General features: G+C 69.2%; 17 protein-coding genes. 5 read left to right on the forward strand and 12 right to left on the reverse strand.

All coding sequences use genetic code 11. From position 1 onward, the window contains the following. Window position 1 precedes the first annotated feature (1 nt). On the reverse strand, window positions 2-928 hold the full coding sequence (locus tag Q0A34_RS11555; RefSeq protein ID WP_291480133.1) for a heme o synthase: 927 nt from the start codon (window positions 926-928) through the stop codon (window positions 2-4). A 276-nt stretch (window positions 929-1,204) separates the two neighbouring features. Here Q0A34_RS11555 and tkt point away from each other — a divergent pair, with 276 nt between their 5' ends. From tkt to pgl, 5 genes are all read left to right on the forward strand, one after another. Continuing rightward, window positions 1,205-3,286 carry a transketolase gene (gene tkt / locus Q0A34_RS11560; RefSeq protein WP_291480134.1) on the forward strand — a complete coding sequence of 694 codons (2,082 nt, stop codon included), beginning with the start codon at window positions 1,205-1,207 and terminating at the stop codon, window positions 3,284-3,286. 99 nt (window positions 3,287-3,385) lie between these two features. After that, window positions 3,386-4,480, forward strand: a complete 1,095-nt coding sequence (gene tal / locus Q0A34_RS11565; protein ID WP_291480135.1) for a transaldolase — start codon at window positions 3,386-3,388, stop codon at window positions 4,478-4,480. Beyond that, on the forward strand, window positions 4,477-6,012 hold the full coding sequence (gene zwf, locus Q0A34_RS11570) for a glucose-6-phosphate dehydrogenase (protein WP_291480136.1): 1,536 nt from the start codon (window positions 4,477-4,479) through the stop codon (window positions 6,010-6,012). Before tal ends, zwf begins: the two co-directional genes overlap by 4 nt. Beyond that, window positions 6,012-7,064, forward strand: coding sequence for a glucose-6-phosphate dehydrogenase assembly protein OpcA (locus Q0A34_RS11575; RefSeq protein ID WP_291480137.1), 1,053 nt, complete (start codon window positions 6,012-6,014; stop codon window positions 7,062-7,064). The genes zwf and Q0A34_RS11575 overlap by 1 nt, the downstream gene beginning before the upstream one ends. Beyond that, window positions 7,061-7,864 carry a 6-phosphogluconolactonase gene (pgl, locus tag Q0A34_RS11580; protein WP_291480138.1) on the forward strand — a complete coding sequence of 268 codons (804 nt, stop codon included), beginning with the start codon at window positions 7,061-7,063 and terminating at the stop codon, window positions 7,862-7,864. The genes Q0A34_RS11575 and pgl overlap by 4 nt, the downstream gene beginning before the upstream one ends. A 100-nt stretch (window positions 7,865-7,964) precedes the next feature. Here pgl and secG read toward each other — a convergent pair whose 3' ends face one another. The 11 genes from secG to ribH form a co-directional block, all read right to left on the reverse strand. Continuing rightward, complete coding sequence (secG, locus tag Q0A34_RS11585; RefSeq protein ID WP_291480139.1) at window positions 7,965-8,204, reverse strand: preprotein translocase subunit SecG; 240 nt, start codon at window positions 8,202-8,204, stop codon at window positions 7,965-7,967. Between the two features lie 81 nt (window positions 8,205-8,285). Continuing rightward, complete coding sequence (gene ppc, locus Q0A34_RS11590) at window positions 8,286-11,045, reverse strand: phosphoenolpyruvate carboxylase (protein ID WP_291480181.1); 2,760 nt, start codon at window positions 11,043-11,045, stop codon at window positions 8,286-8,288. 99 nt (window positions 11,046-11,144) lie between these two features. Further along, window positions 11,145-11,927 carry a triose-phosphate isomerase gene (gene tpiA, locus Q0A34_RS11595; RefSeq protein ID WP_291480140.1) on the reverse strand — a complete coding sequence of 261 codons (783 nt, stop codon included), beginning with the start codon at window positions 11,925-11,927 and terminating at the stop codon, window positions 11,145-11,147. Window positions 11,928-11,939: 12 nt separating this feature from the next. Next, window positions 11,940-13,151: a phosphoglycerate kinase gene (locus Q0A34_RS11600; protein WP_291480141.1), complete on the reverse strand. Its 1,212-nt coding sequence runs from the start codon at window positions 13,149-13,151 to the stop codon at window positions 11,940-11,942. A 150-nt stretch (window positions 13,152-13,301) separates the two neighbouring features. Continuing rightward, entirely contained in the window at window positions 13,302-14,309 is a 1,008-nt protein-coding gene (gap, locus tag Q0A34_RS11605; RefSeq protein ID WP_291480142.1) for a type I glyceraldehyde-3-phosphate dehydrogenase, read from the reverse strand. Window positions 14,310-14,386: 77 nt separating this feature from the next. Continuing rightward, window positions 14,387-15,436: a DNA-binding protein WhiA gene (whiA, locus tag Q0A34_RS11610; protein WP_291480143.1), complete on the reverse strand. Its 1,050-nt coding sequence runs from the start codon at window positions 15,434-15,436 to the stop codon at window positions 14,387-14,389. Then, window positions 15,420-16,520 carry a uridine diphosphate-N-acetylglucosamine-binding protein YvcK gene (yvcK, locus tag Q0A34_RS11615; RefSeq protein WP_291480144.1) on the reverse strand — a complete coding sequence of 367 codons (1,101 nt, stop codon included), beginning with the start codon at window positions 16,518-16,520 and terminating at the stop codon, window positions 15,420-15,422. The genes whiA and yvcK overlap by 17 nt, the downstream gene beginning before the upstream one ends. Beyond that, a complete protein-coding gene (gene rapZ, locus Q0A34_RS11620) occupies window positions 16,517-17,461 on the reverse strand; it encodes an RNase adapter RapZ (RefSeq protein ID WP_291480145.1) in 945 nt (314 codons plus the stop codon). The genes yvcK and rapZ overlap by 4 nt, the downstream gene beginning before the upstream one ends. Before the next feature lie 9 nt (window positions 17,462-17,470). Further along, window positions 17,471-19,558, reverse strand: a complete 2,088-nt coding sequence (uvrC, locus tag Q0A34_RS11625) for an excinuclease ABC subunit UvrC (protein WP_291480146.1) — start codon at window positions 19,556-19,558, stop codon at window positions 17,471-17,473. A gap of 19 nt (window positions 19,559-19,577) precedes the next feature. Then, a complete protein-coding gene (locus tag Q0A34_RS11630; protein ID WP_291480182.1) occupies window positions 19,578-20,009 on the reverse strand; it encodes a PH domain-containing protein in 432 nt (143 codons plus the stop codon). A 170-nt stretch (window positions 20,010-20,179) separates the two neighbouring features. Continuing rightward, window positions 20,180-20,662 (reverse strand): 6,7-dimethyl-8-ribityllumazine synthase, encoded by a 483-nt coding sequence (gene ribH / locus Q0A34_RS11635; protein WP_291480147.1) that lies wholly within the window; start codon window positions 20,660-20,662, stop codon window positions 20,180-20,182. Window positions 20,663-20,684 lie beyond the last annotated feature (22 nt).

Genomic DNA, 20,684 nt, shown 5'->3' on the forward strand with positions numbered 1-20,684 from the left:
GTCAGAGGCCGAGCATGGACGGGACGGTCTCCAGACCGAGCACCGCGTCCACGGAGAGGCCCACGAACAGCACCGAGAGGTAGTTGTTCGACAGGAAGAAGAGGTTCATCGGCTTGACCTTCACGCCCTTCTTCACACCGTTGTGTAGGCCGTGCGCCCGCAGGATGAACCAGGCGCCACTGAGCAGCGCCACGACGGTGTAGACCCAGCCCGTGGCAGGGACCAGCAGCAGTGAGGTGACCACCGTCGCCCACGTGTACCAGAGGATCTGGCGCGTGACCTCGAGCGGGGGCTTGACCACGGGCATCATCGGGACGCCGGCGGCCTCGTAGTCCTCGCGGTACCGCATGCCCAGCGCCCAGGTGTGCGGCGGCGTCCAGAAGAAGATGATGAGGAAGAGCACGAGTGCCTGGCCCCAGGACATCCAGCCGGCGTTGAAGGATCCCCCGTTGGCCTCGGTGACGGTGGCCCAGCCGACCATCACGGGCATGCAGCCGGCGGCACCGCCCCAGATCACGTTCTGCCAGGTACGCCGTTTGAGCCACTTGGTGTACACGAAGATGTAGAACCAGATGGTCAGCAGGATGAACCCAGACGCCAGCCACGAGTCGCACAGGAAGCCGAGCCACAGCACACTGCCGACGGTCAGTGACCACGCGAAGATCCTGGCCTCGGTCTTGTTCACCGTGTGCTTCGCCAGCGGGCGGCGGTGTGTGCGACGCATCTTCTGGTCGATGTCGTAGTCGGCGACCATGTTGAAGGTGTTCGCCGCCGCGGCGCCCATCCACCCGCCGACCAACGTCATCAGGATCAGTCCGAGGTTGATCTCCCCGCGCTGCGCCTGGAGCATCGACGGGATGGCGGCGACAAGCAGAAGCTCGATGACCCGGGGTTTCGTCAGCGAGATGTACGCCTTGATCTTGTCCACCGGTCAGTCCGCCTCCATAAACGCCATCGGTCACCGTGGGAACTGGGATGTCAGGACACACGGATCTGCCAAACCGACAGGTTACCCGAGCCGGTGGTGGGACCGAAAACCGTTGTTCCCGACCCGGGTGGGGGCCGGTCCCGCGAGATCCTCCAGTGACACGGTCGACCCCGGGCCACTACACTGGTCCGGGTTACACGGGCTCCGTCCTGCGACCAGCTGTGGTCACTGCGCCCGTGTCCTCTCATGCCACAGACGACAGGAAGGCTACCCAGCGTGACACTCCCCAAGGACCTCGAAGCCCGCACGGTCCGGAACTACCCGGGCGACTGGAGCGAGCTGGATACCCGTGCAGTGGACACGGCCCGCGTCCTCGCCGCCGACGCTGTCGAGAACTGCGGTTCGGGGCACCCCGGGACCGCGATGTCCCTCGCCCCGCTGGCCTACACCCTCTACCAGCGTGTGCTTCGCCATGACCCGTCGGACCACAACTGGCCCGGCCGTGACCGGTTCGTGCTGTCGGCGGGCCACAGCTCGCTGACCCAGTACATTCAGCTCTACCTCGGTGGCTTCGGTCTGGAACTGGACGACATCAAGGCGCTGCGCACCTGGGGCTCCAAGACCCCGGGCCACCCCGAGGTCGGCCACACCGACGGTGTGGAGATCACCACCGGTCCCCTGGGGCAGGGCCTGGCGTCCGCGGTGGGCATGGCTGTCGCCGCGCGCCGTGAGCGCGGGCTGTTCGACCCGGAGGCAGCGGAGGGCGAGTCGCCGTTCGACCACCACATCTACGTCATCGCCTCCGACGGCGACCTGCAGGAGGGTGTCACCTCCGAGGCGTCGTCCTTCGCGGGCACGCAGCAGTTGGGTAACCTCATCGTCTTCTGGGACGACAACAGCATCTCCATCGAGGACAACACCGACATCGCCTTCGGCGAGGACGTCACCGCACGGTACGGGGCCTACGGCTGGCAGACCCTCGAGGTGAACGCCGAGGACGTCACCGCGATCCTCGACGCCGTGGAGTCGGCGAAGGCCGACACCACCCGCCCGAGCTTCATCCGCGTGCGTTCGGTGATCGGCTACCCCGCACCGACCAAGATGAACACCGGTGCCGCCCACGGTGCCGCCCTGGGCGCCGAGGAGATCGTCGGGATCAAGGAGACCCTGGGCTTCCCCGTCGACGAGGACTTCCCCGTCGAGACGGAGGTGCTCGAGCACACCCGTCGGCTGGTCGACCGGGGCCGCGAGGCGCACGGCGAATGGCAGCGGAACTTCGACGCCTGGGCGGAGAGGAACCCGGAGGCCCGCGCTATGCACGACCGCATCGCCGCCCGTGAACTGCCGGAGGACTTCGACGCCGGGCTGCCCTCCTGGGACGCCGGCGACAACCTCGCCACCCGCAAGGCCTCCGAGGCCGCCCTCCAGGCACTGGGAGCGACGCTGCCGGAACTGTGGGGCGGGTCCGCCGACCTGGCCGGTTCCACCAACACGATCATCAAGGGCGAGAAGAGTGTGGGCCCGGAGTCCATCTCGACCGACGCCTGGGACGCCCACCCCTACGGCCGCAACCTCCACTTCGGCATCCGCGAGCACGGGATGGCGGCCATCCTCAACGGAATCGCCCTGCACGGTGCCACCCGTCCGTACGGGGCGACGTTCCTGCAGTTCTCGGACTACGCCCGTGGCGCGGTCCGGCTGGGTGCCCTGATGAGCAGTGACGTCTACCACGTGTGGACCCACGACTCCATCGGCCTCGGCGAGGACGGTCCCACCCACCAGCCGGTCGAGCACCTCGCGGCGCTGCGGGCCATCCCGAACTTCTCGGTGATCCGCCCGGCCGACGCCAACGAGACAGTCCAGGCGTGGGCGGCGGCACTGAAGGCGCCGGCCGCCCCGAAGGCGCTGGTGCTCACCCGGCAGGGTGTGCCCGTGCTCGACGGGACGAAGGAGAAGGCCGCCGAGGGCGTGGCACGTGGGGCGTACGTCCTGGTGGAGTCCTCCACCGCGACCCCGCAGGTCATCCTGATGGGCTCGGGCTCCGAGGTGCAGCTGGCCGTCGAGGCCGCCACCGCCCTGGAGGCCGAGGGCATCGGCACGCGCGTGGTCTCTGTCCCGTGCATGGAGTGGTTCGACCAGCAGGACGCCGGGTACCGGGAGTCCGTGCTCCCCTCCTCGGTCACCGCCCGGGTGTCTGTCGAGGCCGGCATCTCGATGCCGTGGAAGGGATACACCGGCACCGCGGGCCGCAACGTCTCCCTGGAGCACTTCGGTGCGTCCGCCGACTACAAGACGCTGTACCGCGAGTTCGGCATCACCGCGGACGCCGTCGCCGCCGCCGCCCGCGAGATCCTCTGACGGCCGGGCCGTCGCACACCGCCATCCACCACCGCACAACCTCCCCCCCCCGCCGTCCCGACTCTGACACCCCTAGAGCAGAAAGCTGGTTGATCACCCGTGAACCACGTACATGAACTCTCCGCCGCCGGTACCTCCGTGTGGCTGGACGACCTCTCCCGCGACCGACTCACCACCGGGAACCTCGCCGAACTGATCAGTGAGACCGGGATCGTCGGTGTCACCACCAACCCCGCGATCTTCGCCAAGGCAATGTCGTCCGGGAACGCCTACGACGAGCAGGTCGAGGCGCTGAAGTCGGCCGGTACCGACGTCTCCGACGCCGTGTTCACCATGGCCGTCGAGGACGTCCGCAACGCCTGTGACGCCTTCGCCCCGGTGTACCGGGCCACCGGCGGCGTCGACGGCCGGGTCTCCATCGAGGTCGACCCCGGCCTCGCCGACGACCGCGAGGGCACCGTGGCGCAGGCGAAGCAGCTGCACGCCGACGTCGGGCGCGAGAACGTGATGATCAAGATTCCCGCGACGGAGGCCTGCCTCCCCGCGATCACCGAGGTGCTGGCCGCCGGCATCAGCGTGAACGTCACCCTCATCTTCAGTGTGCAGCGCTACCGCCAGGTCATCGCCGCCTTCATCGAGGGTGTCACCCGTGCCCGTGACAACGGCCACGACATCTCCACCATCCACTCGGTGGCGAGTTTCTTCGTCTCCCGCGTGGATACCGAGATCGACCGTCGTCTCGACGACATCGGCACCGCGGCGGCGCTGGCGGTGCGGGGCAAGGCCGGTCTGGCCAACGCCCGTCTGGCCTACGAGGCCTTCACCGTCGACCTGCTGCAGGACTCCAGGTGGGAGCAGCTGCAGGCCGCAGGCGCCCACGCGCAGCGGCCCCTGTGGGCCTCCACCGGGGTGAAGAACCCCGACTACCCCGACACCCTGTACGTCACCGGTCTCGTCGGCCCGCAGACGGTCAACACCATGCCGGAGGACACCCTCAACGCCACCGTCGACCACGCCACGGTCACCGGCGACACCCTCACCGGCACCGGCGACGACGCCCGCGAGGTCTTCGCCGCGCTCGAGGACCTGGGTGTCGACCTCGACGACGTCTTCCGCGTGCTCGAGCACGAGGGCGTCGAGAAGTTCGTCAGCTCCTGGCAGGAGCTCCTCGACACCATCGGGGAGCGTCTGTGAGTTCCGGATCCCCGCTGTGGGAGAACCCCCTCCGCGATTCCGCGGACCGTCGTGTGCCCCGGATCGCCGGCCCCAGCGGTCTGGTGATCTTCGGCGTCACCGGTGACCTGGCCCGCAGGAAGCTTCTCCCGGCCGTGTACGACCTGGCGAACCGGGGACTGCTGCCGGCCGGCTTCAGCCTGATCGGGTACGGGCGCAGGGACTGGACGAAGGAGGAGTTCGAGTCGGAGGTCCTCTCCGCCGTCCGCGACCGGGTGCGTACCCCCTGGCGACAGGCGGTGTGGGACCAGCTCGCCGCCGGCATCCAGTTCGTCAAGGGCGACTTCGTCACCGACTCCGCCTTCGACGACCTGGCCGCGATGACCCGTCGGATGGACGAGGAACGCGGTACCGGCGGCAACTGGGCCTACTACCTGTCCGTCCCGCCCCAGTACTTCTCCGAGGTCTGCAACCAGCTGGAACGTTCCGGTCTGGCGGACTCCACCCAGGGGTGGAAGCGGGTCGTCATCGAGAAGCCCTTCGGGCACGACGAGCACTCCGCCACGGAGCTGAACCGTATCGTCAACTCGGTGTTCCCGGAGTCCTCGGTCTTCCGCATCGACCACTACCTGGGCAAGGAGACCGTCCAGAACATCCTGGTGCTGCGTTTCGCCAACCAGATGTTCGAGCCGCTCTTCGGCTCCGGCTACATCGACCACGTGCAGATCACCATGGCCGAGGACATCGGTCTCGGCGGCCGGGCCGGCTACTACGACGGCATCGGCGCCGCCCGGGACGTGATGCAGAACCACCTGCTGCAGCTCCTGGCGCTGGTGGCGATGGACGAGCCGGTGACCTTCTCCCCCGACGAACTCAAGGCCGAGAAGCTCAAGGTGCTCAAGGCGACGCGGCCGGTGGGCCCGTTCGCGCAGACCACCGCCCGTGGCCAGTACACCGCCGGCTGGCAGGGGTCGGAGTACGTGCCCGGCCTCCGTGAGGAGGAGGGTTTCGACCCGGCCTCCACCACGGAGACTTACGCCGCGGCCACCTTCGAGATCAACTCCCGGCGGTGGGCCGGTGTGCCCTTCTACCTGCGTACCGGTAAGCGGCTGGGCCGGCGTGTCACCGAGATCGCCCTGGTCTTCAAGGACGCCCCCCACCAGTCCTTCAGCCCGGAGCAGACCGAGGCCCAGAACTCCAATGTGCTCGTCATCCGGGTCCAGCCTGACGAGGGCGTGCTGCTGCGCTTCGGTTCGAAGGTGCCGGGGTCGGCCATGGACGTGCGCGACGTGAACATGGACTTCTCCTACTCCGAGGCGTTCACCGAACAGTCGCCGGAGGCCTACGAGCGGCTGATCCTCGACGCGCTGCTGGACGAGGCCAGCCTGTTCCCCACCAACGAGGAGGTCGAGGAGTCCTGGCGGATTCTCGACCCGGTGCTGAACTACTGGGCGACCGCGGGTCGTCCCGAAGACTACGAGTCCGGTACCTGGGGCCCCTCGGGTGCCGACAGGATGCTGTCCCGCCACGGCAGGAAATGGAGGCGTCCCTGATGCCGTCGACAACCTTCACCGACGCCGGCGACCACGCCGCTGTCGTCGACCTGGGAACCACGACCACCCACGAACTGACCGACCAGCTCCACCGCCTGCGGGAGGAGCGGGGCGAGATCGCCACCGGCCGGGTGCTGACCCTCATCGTGTCCGTGCGTTCCGAGGAGGACCTCGACACGGTGGTCAACGCCACGGTCGAGGCCTCCCGTGAACATCCGGCCCGGGTGATCTTCGTCGTCCACGACAGGTCCACCTCCGAGGTCAGCATGGACGCGGCGATCCACCTGGGCGGAACCGCGGGCGCCTCGGAGATGATCCTGATGCGCCTGCACGGTGCACTGGCCGACCACGCGGACAATGCGGTCACCCCCCTGCTGCTCCCGGACACCCCGGTGGTGGTGTGGTGGCCGTTCACCTCACCCCGCAACCCCGCCGCCGACTCCCTCGGTGCGCTGGCGACCCGTCGGATCACCGACAGTTTCGCCGACGCCGCCGCCGGGCGCGGGACCGAGGCGATCTTCCGCCGGCGGATCGGCTACTCCCTCGGCGACTCGGACCTGGTGTGGAGCAGGATCACCCCGTGGCGCGGCCTGCTGTCCAGCGCGCTGGACCAGCGCGCAGGGGACTCCATCCGCTCCGCGGAGGTCTCCGGTCCCGCCGACGATCCGGCCGTCGACATCGCCGCAGGTTGGCTCGCCGACCGTCTCGGTGTCCCGGTCACCCGGTGCGCCGACGGCTCCCCGGCGGTCCCCCTCGACGACGAGGGCGAACCGATGTCTCCGGTCCAACGGACCGTGATCCACTGTTCCGGTGGCACGGTGGAACTCACCGTACTCAACCACCGCTCCGTGCGGGTGAGCACCGGTGTCGGGACGGACACCGTGGTCAACCTCTCCCGTCGGCAGGTCGGTGACTGCCTGGCCGAGGAACTTCGGCACCTCGAGCCTGACCGTGCCTTCGGCCAGGCGCTGCACGGCCTGCCGCGCGTACGCACGCCGCGGGACGGCATGAGCGCCTCCATCCCCTTCTCGGCACAGGAGAGCACCCGATGAACGACACCAGGAACCTCACCGTCACCCGCTGGGAGTCGGGTGACGCCCTGGCGGAGGGCGTCGCGCGTGACATCGTCGAACTGGTCGCCGGCGTCCAGAGGGACGGCGGTGTCAGTGACGACGGTTACGCCCGGATCGTGGTGACCGGTGGCGGAGCCGGAGGCGCGGTCCTCCGGGAACTCGCCGCACTCGACCATGCCGCCCGGGTCTCCGCCGACTCCTTCCCCGTCACCGCGGTCGACTGGGGCAAGGTGCACGTCTTCTTCGGTGACGAGCGCTTCGTGCCGGTGGGCACGACCGGCCCCACGGCCCGCAACGACGGACTGGCGGACGCGGAGCTCCTCTCCCACGTGGATGTGCCGGAGACCAACGTCCACCGTGTCGCCGTCCCCCGGGAGGGTGAACCGGCTGACGGCCCGGCACTCGACGCGGCCGCCGCAGCGTACGCCGAGGCACTCGCAGCCTTCGCCCCGGACGGTTTCGACCTGCACCTTCTGGGCATGGGTCCGGAGGGGCACGTCAACTCGCTGTTCCCGTACACCCCAGAGCTGAACCCGGAACCGGGGACCACGGTGGTCCCGGTGCGAGGGTGCCCGAAACCTCCGGCGGAGCGGGTGTCCCTGACCCGTGAGGCGGTCCACCGCGCCGCGGAGGTGTGGCTCCTGGTCACCGGCGGGGCCAAGCGTGAGGCCGCCGCCGAGGTGCTGTCCGGGGCGGACCCGGAGCAGTGGCCCGCGGCGGGGGTGTCGGGGTCCCGACGGACCGTCCTGCATGTCGACGCAGAGGCGGATCCCCGCTGACCTGGCCGAGGAGACGTGAGGAAAGGCCGCTGCCCGTCAGGGACAGCGGCCTTTCCTCACGTCTCCTCAACGGCTCCCGGACGTCCGGGAACCTGGCGGGTCAGCCCACGTTGTAGTGGACGACCAGGTTCAGCCCGATGATGGCGGCGATCCAGATCACGGCGACGGTGACCGTCAGCCGGTCCAGGTTCTTCTCCACGACCGTGGAGCCGGAGAGACTCGACTGCATTCCACCGCCGAAGAGGCTGGACAGACCGCCGCCCTTCCCCTTGTGGAGAAGAACGGACAGCCCCAGGATGAGGCTGGTGACCACCAGAAGGATCTGGAGGGAGAGAACCATGCGAACTGCCTTACGTCGGTCGGGGCCATGCGATAACCACACCATCATAGCCCACGTGGGCGAAACGGGACACCCGCGACACTACCCGGAGTTGCGCAGTCCGGTCGCCAGGCCGTTCATCGTCAACCGGATTCCGTCGAGGACATCCTCGCTGCGGTCACCCGCACGGTAGCGTCGCAGGAGTTCCAGCTGCAGAAGGTTCAGCGGCAGCAGGTACGGGAAACGGTTGCGCACCGAGAGCGCCAGCGCGGGGTTGTCGGACAGCAGGCTGTCCTGACCGGTGATGTCCAGGCACATGCGCAGTGTCAGGTGAAACTCCTCGACGATGGTGTCGTAGATACGACGGGCGTCGTCGCTGTCGGGCACCAGGTGTGAGTAGAGCTCGGCCACCGACAGGTCTGCCTTGGCCATGACCTGCGCCATGTTCGACAGCACCGACCGGAAGAACGGCCAGGTACGGTGCAGCTCACGGAGGTAGTTGAGCCGGTCCTCCCCGGCGGCGATCCAGTCGCGGAGGGCTGAGCCCACGCCGAACCAGCCGGGCAGCATGATGCGGGACTGCGACCAGGACAGCACCCACGGGATGGCCCGCAGGTCGGAGATGCTGCTGGTCTGCTTGCGGGAACTGGGCCGGGACCCGATGTTGAGGTTGCCGATCTCCTCCAGCGGTGTCGAGGAGGTGAAGTAGTCGATGAAGCCGTCGTCCTCGTGCATCAGGGAGGAGTAGGCGGCACGCGACAGTTCGGCGATCTCGCGCATCGCCGCGTAGGCGCTGTCGGCGTCGTCGATCCGGTCGACGGGCAGCAGGCTGGCCTCCAGGGTGGCCGAGACCAGGGCCTCGAGGTTACGCCGGGCCACGGAGGGCACCCCGTACTTGGCGGAGATGATCTCGCCCTGTTCGGTGATCCGCACGCTGCCCTGTACCGCGCCCTCGGGTTGGGCGAGGATCGCCTCGTGGCTGGGTCCTCCCCCTCGCCCGACGGTGCCGCCGCGGCCGTGGAACAGCCGCAGGCCCACGCCGGCCTCACGGGCGGCCTCGACGAGTGACAGTTCGGCGTCGTAGAGGCCCCAGTTCGCCGCGAAGTACCCGCCGTCCTTGTTGGAGTCGGAGTAGCCCAGCATGATCTCCTGGACGCCGCCACGCTGGGTCACGTAGTCCCGGTAGAAGCCGTGCCCCCACAGTTCCTCCATCACCGTGGCACCGTTGGCGAGGTCGTCGATGGTCTCGAAGAGGGGGATCACGTCTACCCCGCCGGTCACCACCCCGTCCGTGACGTCGATGAGACCGACCTCCTTGAGCAGGACCATCGGTTCGAGGATGTCGGAGACACTCGAGGCCATGGAGATGATGCAGTGCGGGACGGCGTCAGGTCCGAGCCGGTCGACGGCGTCGGCGGCGGCGCGGAAGATCCCGAGTTCGCGTTCGGTCGCCTCGCTCCAGCGGGCCCGCTGGTCGGTGAGCGGTCTCGGTGAGTGCAGTTCCCTGGTCAGCAGGGCGACGCGCTGCTGTTCGTCGAGGGTGCCGTAGTCACCTGTGTCGCCGGTGACACCGGCGCGGGCGAACATCTCGGTGAGGATGTTCTCGAAGCTCTCGGAGTTCTGTCGCAGGTCGAGGCTGCTGAGGTGGAAGCCGAAGGACCGGGCGGCGGCGATGACGGTCGCGAGACGGTGGTCGGCGATGAGGTCGTCGGCGCTGGCGCGCAGGGAGGCGTCCACGGTGTGCAGGTCGGCGAGGAAGGCCTCGGCGTCCGCGTAGGGCTCGTGGGGGCCGAGGGAGGTGGTCTCCGGATGAACGATCTCGCTGAGCCGCGCGGTGGCGGTGGCGGCGATCCGCCCGCGGATGCCGTGGACGGCGCGCCGGTAGGGTTCGTCGACGCGGGACGGTACGTCGTTGTGGCCGCGTTCGGCCAGTTCGTCGAGCTCCGGGGTGACGTCGGTGAGGCGGCTGGACAGGCTGAGCTCGTGTTCGAGGTCGTGGAGTTGGCCGAGGTACCACTCGAAGACTGTCTGTGCCGCCCGTGAGGTCGCGTAGTCCACGGTGTCCCCGGTGACGAAGGGGTTGCCGTCGTGGTCGCCGCCGATCCAGCTGCCGGGGCGGACGACCGGGGTGGAGGGGACGGCGTCGCCGTAGCGTTCACGTAGTTCGCGGGTGACGCGACGGTTGATCTGCGGGATCTCCTGCAGCAGGCTGATGGTGAAGTACCTCAGGCCGACGTTGATCTCGTCCTCGATTCGCGGGCGCACTGACCGGATCAGGGCGGTCTGCCACAGGATGGTCACCCGGCGGCGGATGTTGCGGTCGATGCCGGCGAGACGCTCGTCGCTGCGTGCGGTACGGCCGGCGTTGAGTATCCGGCCGCGGTTGCGCATCAGGCGGGTGATGTCCCACTGCACGTCGAAGACGGTGCGGCGGCGGGTCTCGGTCGGGTGCGCGGTGAGGACGGGGGCGACGTAGGCCGACTCCATCACCCGGGAGACCTCCGCCGCGGTCACCCCACCGTCGTCGAGGGCCGACCAGGCCGCCTGCAGGGTGGCCCGGTGTGGTGGCTCGCCCTCGTCGGCGAGGCGTTCGCGGAGACGTTCCTCGTGGAGGTCCTCGGCGAGGTTCGCCAGCAGGGCGAAGTGGGAGAACGCCCGGATCAGCGGGAGCGACTTCTCGGAGGGCAGGTCCCGCAGCCGGTCGGCGAGCGCGGAGAGGTCCCCGTCGCCGTGGCGGACGCCGAAGGCCGCCCTGCGTGTCTCCTCCACGAGGGCGAGGACGTCCTCTCCCTCCTGTTCCCGGATGACGTCGCCGAGGATGGCGCCGAGGTAGCGCAGGTCCTGTCTCAGCCCGGGGACGATCTCCGGTTCGTCCCGGACCGGCGGGACGACGGGGATGGCGGTGCCGGGCACCGTCGAGTCAGAATCATCGTGGGGGGAAGTCATTCCCCCATTGTGCCTTCAGCTGCCGGCCTTCGCAGCGGCGGCGCACAGGCGCGCGAAGTCCTCGCCGTCGAGGCTGGCGCCGCCGACGAGACCGCCGTCCACGTCAGGCTGCCCGACGATCTCCGCGACCGAGTCGGTCTTCACCGAACCCCCGTAGAGGATGCGCACGCCGTCGGCGGTCTCCCGGTCGGCGAGTTCGGCGACGAGGTCACGGATCGCCTTGCAGACCTCCTGCGCGTCCGCGGCGGAGGCGACCTTGCCGGTGCCGATGGCCCACACCGGCTCATAGGCGATGACGACCCTGGCCAGGTCGTCGGAGGAGAGCCCCTCCAGGGAGGCGCGGGTCTGCTCGACGACGTAGCTGACGTGCTCGCCGGACTCACGGACCTCCAGCGGCTCGCCGACGCACACGATCGGTGCGAGGCCGGCGCCGAGGGCGGCCCGGGCCTTCGCGGCGACGGCGGCGTCGTCCTCACCGTGGTACTGGCGGCGTTCGGAGTGGCCGACCACGGCCCAGCTGCAGCCGAGTTTGGCGAGCATGGACGCGGAGACCTCACCGGTGTAGGCACCGGACTCGTGGACGGACACGTCCTGGGCACCGTAGGTCAGCGGGATCTTCTCGCCGTCGACGACGGTCTGCACGCTGCGGATGTCGGTGAACGGAGGGATGACCGCGACGTCGACGTGCTCGTAGTAGTCCTTGGGCAACGCGAAGGCGAACTTCTGGACCACCTGGATGGCCTCCAGGTGGTTGAGGTTCATCTTCCAGTTGCCGGCGATCAGGGGGGTGCGTGACATGGTGGGTGCTCCTCAGTTCTCGAGAACGGTGATTCCGGGCAGTTCCTTGCCCTCGAGGAACTCGAGGGAGGCGCCGCCGCCGGTGGAGATGTGGCTGAACCCGTCCTCGTCGAGGCCGAGGGTGCGCACTGCGGCGGCGGAGTCGCCACCGCCGACGACGGAGAAGGCGCCGGCCCCGGTGGCGGAGATGATCGCCTCTGCCACTCCCCTGGTCCCTTCGGCGAAGGCGGGGAACTCGAAGACTCCCATCGGGCCGTTCCAGAAGACGGTCTTCGCGGCACCGAGGGTGTCGGCGAAGGCCGCGACGGAGTCCGGTCCGATGTCGAGGCCCATCTGTCCGTCGGGGATGGCGTCGGCGGCGACGGTGGTGGCCGGCGCGTCGGCGGCGAACTCGGGTGCGACGACGACGTCGGGGGGCAGGGCGATGACGTCGCCGAACCGGGACAGCAGGTCACGGCAGGTGTCGACCATGTCCTCCTGCAGCAGGGAGCTGCCCACGGAGTGGCCCTGTGCGGCGAGGAAGGTGAAGCACATGCCGCCGCCGATGATCAGGGTGTCGACCTTCGGGGCGAGTGCCTCGATGACTCCGAGCTTGTCGGAGACCTTCGATCCGCCGAGCACCACCGCGTAGGGGTGGGCCGGGTTCTCGGAGACCGTGCGCAGCACCTCGAGCTCGGACTGGACCAGGCCGCCGGCGTAGTGAGGCAGCAGGGCGGCCACGTCGTACACCGAGGCCTGGCGGCGGTGGACCACGCCGAAACCGTCGGACACGAAGGCGCCGTCGTCACCGGTCAGCGCGGCGAGCTCGGCGGCGAAGGCCTGACGCTCGGCGTCGTCCTTGGAGGTTTCGCGGGCGTCGTAGCGGACGTTCTCCAGCAGGAGGATGTCGCCGTCGTTGAGACCGTTGGCGCGCTCGTGGGCGTCCTCCCCGGTGACGTCCTGTGCCAGCGGCACCCACTGGTCCAGGCGCTCGGCCAGGGCCTCGGCAACGGGCGCGAGGGAGAACTCCGGGGCGGGCTGCCCCTTCGGGCGGCCGAGGTGGGCGGTGACGATGACGCGGGCGCCGGCGTCGATCAGACGCCGCAGGGTGGGCACGGAGGCGTCGATGCGGCCGGGGTCGGTGATGTCGCCGTCCTTGAGGGGGACGTTCAGGTCGGCGCGGACGAGGACGTGCCGTCCCTCGACGCCGTCGGCGATGAGGTCGTCGATGGTCTTCACGGTCATGGCTTCATGTCTCCTGGGGATACGAACGGGGTAAGGACAGGTACTTACAGGTACGGACAGGTACGGACAGGGTGACGGCGGGTCGGCATGTGCCGACCCGCCGTGGGACCGGGGTTACCGGCCGGTACCGCCACCAGACTACTGGACGGACTAGAGACGCTCACCGACGTAGGCGGCGAGGTCGACGAGGCGGCGCGAGTAGCCCCACTCGTTGTCGTACCAGGAGACGACCTTGACCTGGTTGCCGATGACCTTGGTCAGGCCGGAGTCGAAGATCGAGGAGTGCGAGTCGCCCACGATGTCGGTGGAGACCAGCGGCTCGTCGTCGGAGTACGCCAGCACACCCTTGAGCTCACCCTCGGCGTGCTTCTTGATCGCGGCGTTGACCTGCTCCACGGTGACCTCGGAGGCGGCCTCGAAGGTCAGGTCGGTGACCGAACCGGTGGGCACCGGCACGCGCAGGGCGTAGCCGTCGAGCTTGCCCTTGAGCTGCGGGAGCACCAGGGACACGGCCTTGGCCGCACCGGTGGAGGTCGGCACGATGTTCAGGGCCGCGGCGCGGGCGCGACGCAGGTCCTTGTGGGGGGCGTCGTGCAGGCGCTGGTCACCGGTGTAGGCGTGGATGGTGGTCATCAGACCCTTGACGATGCCGAACTCCTCGTCGAGGACCTTGGCCATCGGCGCCAGGCAGTTGGTGGTGCACGAGGCGTTGGAGATGATGGTGTGCTTCGCCGGGTCGTAGTCGGTGTGGTTGACACCGACGACGAAGGTGGCGTCCTCGTTCTTCGCCGGTGCGGAGATGATGACCTTCTTGGCGCCGGCGTCGATGTGCGCCTTGGCGGCGGTGGCGTCGGTGAAGAACCCGGTGGACTCGATGACGATGTCGACGTCCAGCGAACCCCAGGTGAGGTTCTGGGGGTCGCGCTCGGCGGTGACCACGATGCGCTTGCCGTCGACGGTGATGGACTCGTCGTCGTAGCTGACCTCGGCGTCCAGACGACCCAGGATGGAGTCGTACTTCAGCAGGTTGGCCAGGGTCTTGTTGTCGGTGAGGTCGTTGAAGGCGACGACCTCGAGATCTGCGCCGCTCTCGCGGAGAGCCCGGAAGAAGTTGCGGCCGATCCTGCCGAACCCGTTGATTCCTACCCGTACCGTCACGATGAAGCTCCTGTTCTCGATGAGTGGTGAGTTGCCGCTGTCCAGACTACAGCGGAATCGGACGGGGTGCCGGGGAGCTATTCGGCGGCGGAGTTGTCCGTGGTGATCCGCTTATCTCCGTTGACATTGTCGTCGTCCGACCCCTCGTCGAGGTCGAAGATGTCGTCGGTGACGGCGGCGTGGGTGTCGGGGATGCCGAGTTCCGCCGCGCGCTGGTCGGCCATGGTGAGCAGGCGGCGGATCCGGCCGGCCACGGCGTCCTTCGTCATCTGCGGATCGGCCAGCTGGCCCAGTTCCTCCAGGGAGGCCTGACGGTGCCGGACACGAAGGGTGCCGGCCTGCACCAGGTGCTCGGGCACGTCGTCGCCGAGGATGGTCAGTGCCCGGTCCACCCTGGCGGCGGCGACGACGGCCGCGCGGGCGGACCGGCGCAGGTTGGCGTCGTCGAAGTTGGCCAGCCGGTTGGCGGTGGCGCGAACCTCGCGGCGCATCCGCTGCTCCTCCCAGTCCAGGCGGGTACGTTGCGCACCCATCCGGGTGAGCAGGTCACCGATCGTCTCGCCGTCGCGGATGACCACACGGATCACCCCACGGGTCTCCTTGGTCTTCGCGCTGATCCCGATCCGGCGGGCGGCGCCCACCAGTGCCAGCGCCGCCTCATTGCCCGGGGTGGTCACCTCCAGGGAGGACGACCGCCCGGGCTCGGTCAGTGAGCCCCGTGCCAGGAAGGCGCCGCGCCAGGCGGCGGTGCACTGGTCGGCCGTGCCGCCGATGATGTACGGCGGCAGTCCGCGCACCGGACGCCCGGCCCGGTCGATCAGGCCGGTCCGACGGGCCAGTTCGGTGCCGCCGTGGGCCCAGCGCAGGACGTACCGCGAGGAGTTGCGGAGGTTCCCGCCCCCGACGACCTGGAGTTCGGCGGTGAGGTCGAAGAGGTCGTCGACGAAACGGGAGACCCGGCGGGCGGTGGCACCGCTGTCGACCTCGGCCTCCACGACGATCTGCCCGGCCACCAGGTGCAGGCCCGCGCAGTAGCGCAGCAGGCCGGAGACCTCGGCGGTCATGACTTCCGGCCGGGTCTCGGTGACCCTGGCCAGCTCATCCTTCACCTCAGACGTCAGTGCCACTGTGGCTGTCGCCCCTTTCCTCCGGGTGCCCCGGCTCGTCGTGTGTACCGGGTGATCCTACCGTGGCGGTGGCGGGTCGTTCCCAGTCGGCGAGCTCACGCAGTACACCGGCGAGCTTCTCGGAGGAGTGCCGGTCGGTCCACCGGCCGCGGTCGTCGTCCTCGCGGACGTCGCGGTAGAGGACGGTGGCGCCCAGTCGGGCGGCGGCGCGTTCCATGTGGCGTCGTTCGTTGCCGGGCAGCAGGACGGAGGTGTCGACCACCACCACGTCGACGGTGAGGGTGGGACAGTGCTGCAGCAGCATGTGGATGTGGCGTTCCATCGAGAACCCGCTGGTCTCCCCCGGCTCGGCGACGAGGTTCATGATCACCGCGCGGGTCGCGGTGGTCTCGGCCAGAGCCTCGACGATGCCGGGCATCAGCAGGTGCGGGATCACCGAGGAGAACCAGGAGCCGGGCCCCAGGGTGACCAGGTCGGCGTCGAGGATGGCCTGAACGGCCTCGGGCGACGCCTCGGGGTTCTGCGGGATCAGGCGCACCCGGCGGACCTGGCCCAGGGTGGACGCCACGGCGACCTGACCCCGCACGGAATTCACCTCCCGGGGGTCGTCGCCGATGCCCTGGACCTCGGCCTCCAGGTCGAGGGGCTCCGGGGACATCGGCAGGACACGGCCCCGGATGCCGAGCAGGTCGCTGAGTTCGTCGAGCGCCTCGATGCTGGAACCCAGCACCTCGGACAGGCCCGTGAGCACAAGGTTCCCCACCGCGTGGCCGGCCAGTGCACCGTGCCCGGAGAACCGGTGCTGCAGGGCGCGTTCCCAGAGCCGTCCCCGTGGGGTGTCCCTCACCAGGGCGGCCAGAGCCATGCGGAGATCCCCCGGTGGCAGTGAACCGAGTTCGCGGCGCATCCGCCCCGAGGACCCGCCGTCGTCGGCGACGGTGACGACCGCGGTGACGTAGTCGGCCGCGGCGCGTGCCGAGCGCAGGGTGGCGAACAGGCCGTGCCCGCCGCCGAGCGCGGTGACCCGGTTGAGGACGGCTCCGGAGGAGTCGGAGGAGTCGGGTGCGTCAGGGGTGTCGGTCATGCCGTGGCTCCCTTCCCGGCGGCGGTGCGCCCCGGTCGGCCCGGCTCCAGGTCCCGGTGGATCGTCCGGACGTCCAGATCGGGGTTCGTCGACAATCGCGCTGCGAGGGCCTCGGTCACCGCCGGGCTGCGGTGCTGTCCGCCGGTGCACCCGATGGCGACCGTGATGAAACGCTTTCCCTCCCGCCGGTACCCGGGCAGTGCGGTGTTCACCATGGACTCGAGCAGGTCGAGGTAGTCGGTGGCCTCTGGACGGGACAGGACGAAGTCGGCGACGGGGGTGTCCAGGCCGCTGTAGTCGCGCAGGTCCTCCTCCCAGTACGGGTTGGGCAGGAACCGGGCGTCCAGCATGACGTCGACGTCGCGCGGGGTGCCGTTCTTGAATCCGAAGGACTGCACGGTGATGTGCTCGCGCCGGTCCGACAGCGCCTCGAAGTAGCCCTCGAGGGTGCGGCGCAGGTCGTGCACGCTGGTGCCGGAGGTGTCGATGACCAGGTCGGCACGCTGGCGGATGCCCTCCATCATCTCGCGTTCCCGGTCGATGCCCGCCTGGAGGGTCTCCCTGCCCTGCAGCGGGTGGGTACGTCGCACCCGTCCGTAGCGGCGGATGAGGGTTCTGTCGTCGGCGTCGAGGTAGAGCACCACAGGGCGCCGCCCGGAGTCGTGCAGGCTGGAGAGCACCTCGGTCAGGGAGCCGACGAAGTCACGGGAGCGCACGTCGGTGACCACAGCCAGGCGCTCCACCGGCGAGTCGGACTCGAAGCTGAGCTCGACCATGCGCATGATCAGCTCGGGCGGCAGGTTGTCGGCGACGTACCAGCCCATCTCCTCGAGGACCGTGGCGGCCTCCTTCCGGCCGGCCCCCGACATGCCGGTGATGAGGACCAGCGACGCCTCCTGCTGGTCAGGTCGCGTTCCCGTGTCTCGGGTGGCATCGTTCATGCCACGATTCTAGACCGAACTCCCCGGCTCCGTCAGCGCCTCGATGACGGCCTGCGCCAATGCAGGGCCGAAGCCGGGGACCTGCGACACCCCCTCCACCCCGGCCTCACGTACCTTCGCCACCGACCCGAAGGTCCTGACCAGTTCGGCACGCCTCTTCGGGCCGAGTCCCTTGACCTCGTCGAGGGCGGAACGGGTCATCCTCTTCCCGCGGCTGGAGCGGTGGAAGGTGATGGCGAAGCGGTGGGCCTCGTCGCGTAGCTGCTGGATGAGGTACAGCGCCTGGGAGTTCCGGGGCAGGATCACCGGGTACTCGTCGCCGGGAACCCACAGCTCCTCCAGGCGTTTGGCCACCCCCACGAGGGTGACATCGCTGACACCGAGCTCGTCGAGTACCTCCTGGGCCGCATTGACCTGTGGCTTTCCGCCGTCGACGACGAAGAGCTGCGGTGGGTAGGCGAACTTCCTCGACGCGGCCTCAGCCTGCTCCACGGTGACCTCTCCGTCGAGGAGATCGCCGCCGTCGTCACCCTCCGGCACGGCGGTACGGTCCTTGTGGTGGCGTTTGAAACGGCGGCGGACGACCTCCGCGATCGAGGCGACGTCGTCGGAGTGCCCGTCCCCGGCGGCCTCCCTGATGCGGTAGCGGCGGTAGTCGGACTTACGGGGCAGCCCGTCCTCGAACACCACCAGGCTGGCGACGACGTCGGTGCCCTGGATGTGGGAGATGTCGGTGCACTCGATGCGCAGCGGGGAATCGTCCATCCACAGCGCCTCCTGCAGCTCCTGCAGGGCGGCGGACCGGGTGGTGAGGTCGCCTGCCCGGGCGATCTTGTGCTGTCGCAGCGCCTGCTCGGCATTGGTGGTCGCCGTCTCCATGAGGGCCCTCTTGTCGCCGCGTCGGGGGACGCGCAGTGTCACCCGCGCGCCGCGCAGGACCGTGAGCCAGTCGGTGAGCCGGTCGTGGTCGGTCGGCAGGACCGGGACGAGGATCTCCCGCGGGACCGGCTCCAGGGTGACACCGTCAGGCTCGCTGACCCGAGAGTTCCCGCCCACCGCGGATTCAGTGGCGTCGGCGAGCTCGGCGTTCTCACCGTAGAACTGCGTGAGGAAGTCCTCCAGCAGCGTCGGCCAGGTGGGGTCTGCGGGGCCGGACCCGTCAGTGCTGCTCGTGTTGTCAGTCCCGCGCGCCGCGTCAGTGCTGTCGTCGGTCGACGCCTTCTTCTCCACCACCCAGCCACGCTGGCCGCGGATCCGGCCACCACGCACGTGGAAGACCTGCACGGCGGCCTCGAGTTCGTCACTGGCCACGGCGACGAGGTCGGCGTCTGTGTCGTCGGAGAACACCACCGACTGCTTCTCCACCGTCTTCTCCATCGCGCCGAGCTGGTCACGCAGGGACGCGGCACGTTCGAAGTCGAGGTTCTCCGCTGCCTCGGTCATCTCGCCCCGGACCTCACGCATCACCCGGTCGGTGTTGCCCCCGGCGAGGAAGGAACAGAACCCGTCGACCAGTTCACGGTGCTCCGACGGCGACACCCGGCCCACGCACGGCGCCGAGCAGCGGTCGATGTAGCCCAGCAGACAGGGCCGTCCCAGCTGTTCGTGGCGCCGGTACACCCCGGTGGTGCAGGTGCGTACCGGGAAGACGCGGGTCAGCGACTCCAGCGTGTCCCGGACCGCCCAGGCCTTGGGGTACGGGCCGAAGTAGCGCACACCCTTCTTCCGGGGCCCGCGGTACAGGAACGCCCGGGGGAAGGTCTCCTTCACGCTGACAGCGAGCATGGGGTAGGTCTTGTCGTCCCGGTACATCACGTTGAACCGGGGGGCGAACTTCTTGATCCACGTGTACTCGAGGTTCAGCGCCTCGATCTCGCTGCTGACGACGGTCCACTGGACATGGTCGGCGGTGTGCACCATGGTGCGGATCCGCGGTTCGAGGTGGCCGGGGTCCCGGAAGTAGTTGGACAGCCGGCTGCGGAGGTTCTTCGCCTTGCCGACGTAGATGACCCGGTCGTCGGAGTCACGGAACGTGTAGACCCCCGGGCTGGTGGGGATCGTTCCGGGGGCGGGGCGGTAGGAGGCGGGGTCGGCCATGGACCTGAAGCCTACCCTCCTACTCGTCGGGCATGTAACGGTCCTCCAGGACGCGGAAGCGCTCCACCTTCGACGCGACCGTGGACTTGTCGGCGACCTGGAATGCCATCATGGGGACGAACTCGAAGTCCGGAAGCTCCAGGCGTGCCCACCGGGCGTTGCGGGGGAACGAGAGCCCGTGGATGATCGACCAGCGGTAGAACTGGGCACCGAAGATGTTGCGGACCTCCACACCGTCCTCGTTGACACGCACCCGGGGGCGCAGCAGCATCAGCACCAGACCGGAGATGATCACCCCGATACCGACGAAGGCCCACTGGTCGACCGGGGTCACGGTGGCCCCGGTGTCCCCCACCCCGGAGACCACGGCCATGAAGACGTGCACGGCCATGACGACCACCGCGCCGATGACCGCCCACCACCGCAGACTGGTGGAGGTGACGGTCAGCAGCCACTCCCCCTGCTGCTTCTCCCCGCCCTGGGGCGTGCGTCCGGGCGTCGGAGCGGCGTCCTGTCCGGGAACGGACTCGGCGGTCTTGGACACTGATTCAGAGCTGCTCACGGCTCACCAGCCTACCCCCGCGTCGCGACCACGACGAAACCGGAAGCCGACCGGGGCACCTACCGTGCCGAGCGGATGTCGCGCAGCACCAGCAGGGAGTGCAATGCGGCACGGGCGGCGTCCGCCCCCTTGTCCTCCACCGCCCCGTCGCCACCGGCCCGGGCCACGGCCTGGTCCTGGTTCTCCACCGTGAGAACGCCGTTGCCCACGGGCTTGCCGGAGTCGAGCGACACCCTGGTCAGCCCGTAGGTCACGGCATTGCAGACGTGGTCGAAGTGGGCGGTCTCCCCGCGGATCACGCAGCCGTTGGCGACGACGGCGTCGAACTTCTTCGCGGCCTCGGCGGCGGCGACGGGAAGCTCCACCGCCCCGGCCACCCGCCACTGCCCGACATAGGCGCCGGTGTCGCGGAGCGCGGAGACCGCGTGGTCGTGCAGGCGGTCGGTGATCTCGGCGTTCCAGGAGGCGGTGATCACGGCGATGCGGTATCCGGCGCCGGAGTCACGGGTGAGGGTGATGTCGGCGAGGCCGTCCGAGGGCATGGTGTCTCCTAGTTCAGGGTCC

The sequence above is a fragment of the Corynebacterium sp. genome (genome assembly GCF_022712195.1).
Lineage (GTDB): Bacteria > Actinomycetota > Actinomycetes > Mycobacteriales > Mycobacteriaceae > Corynebacterium.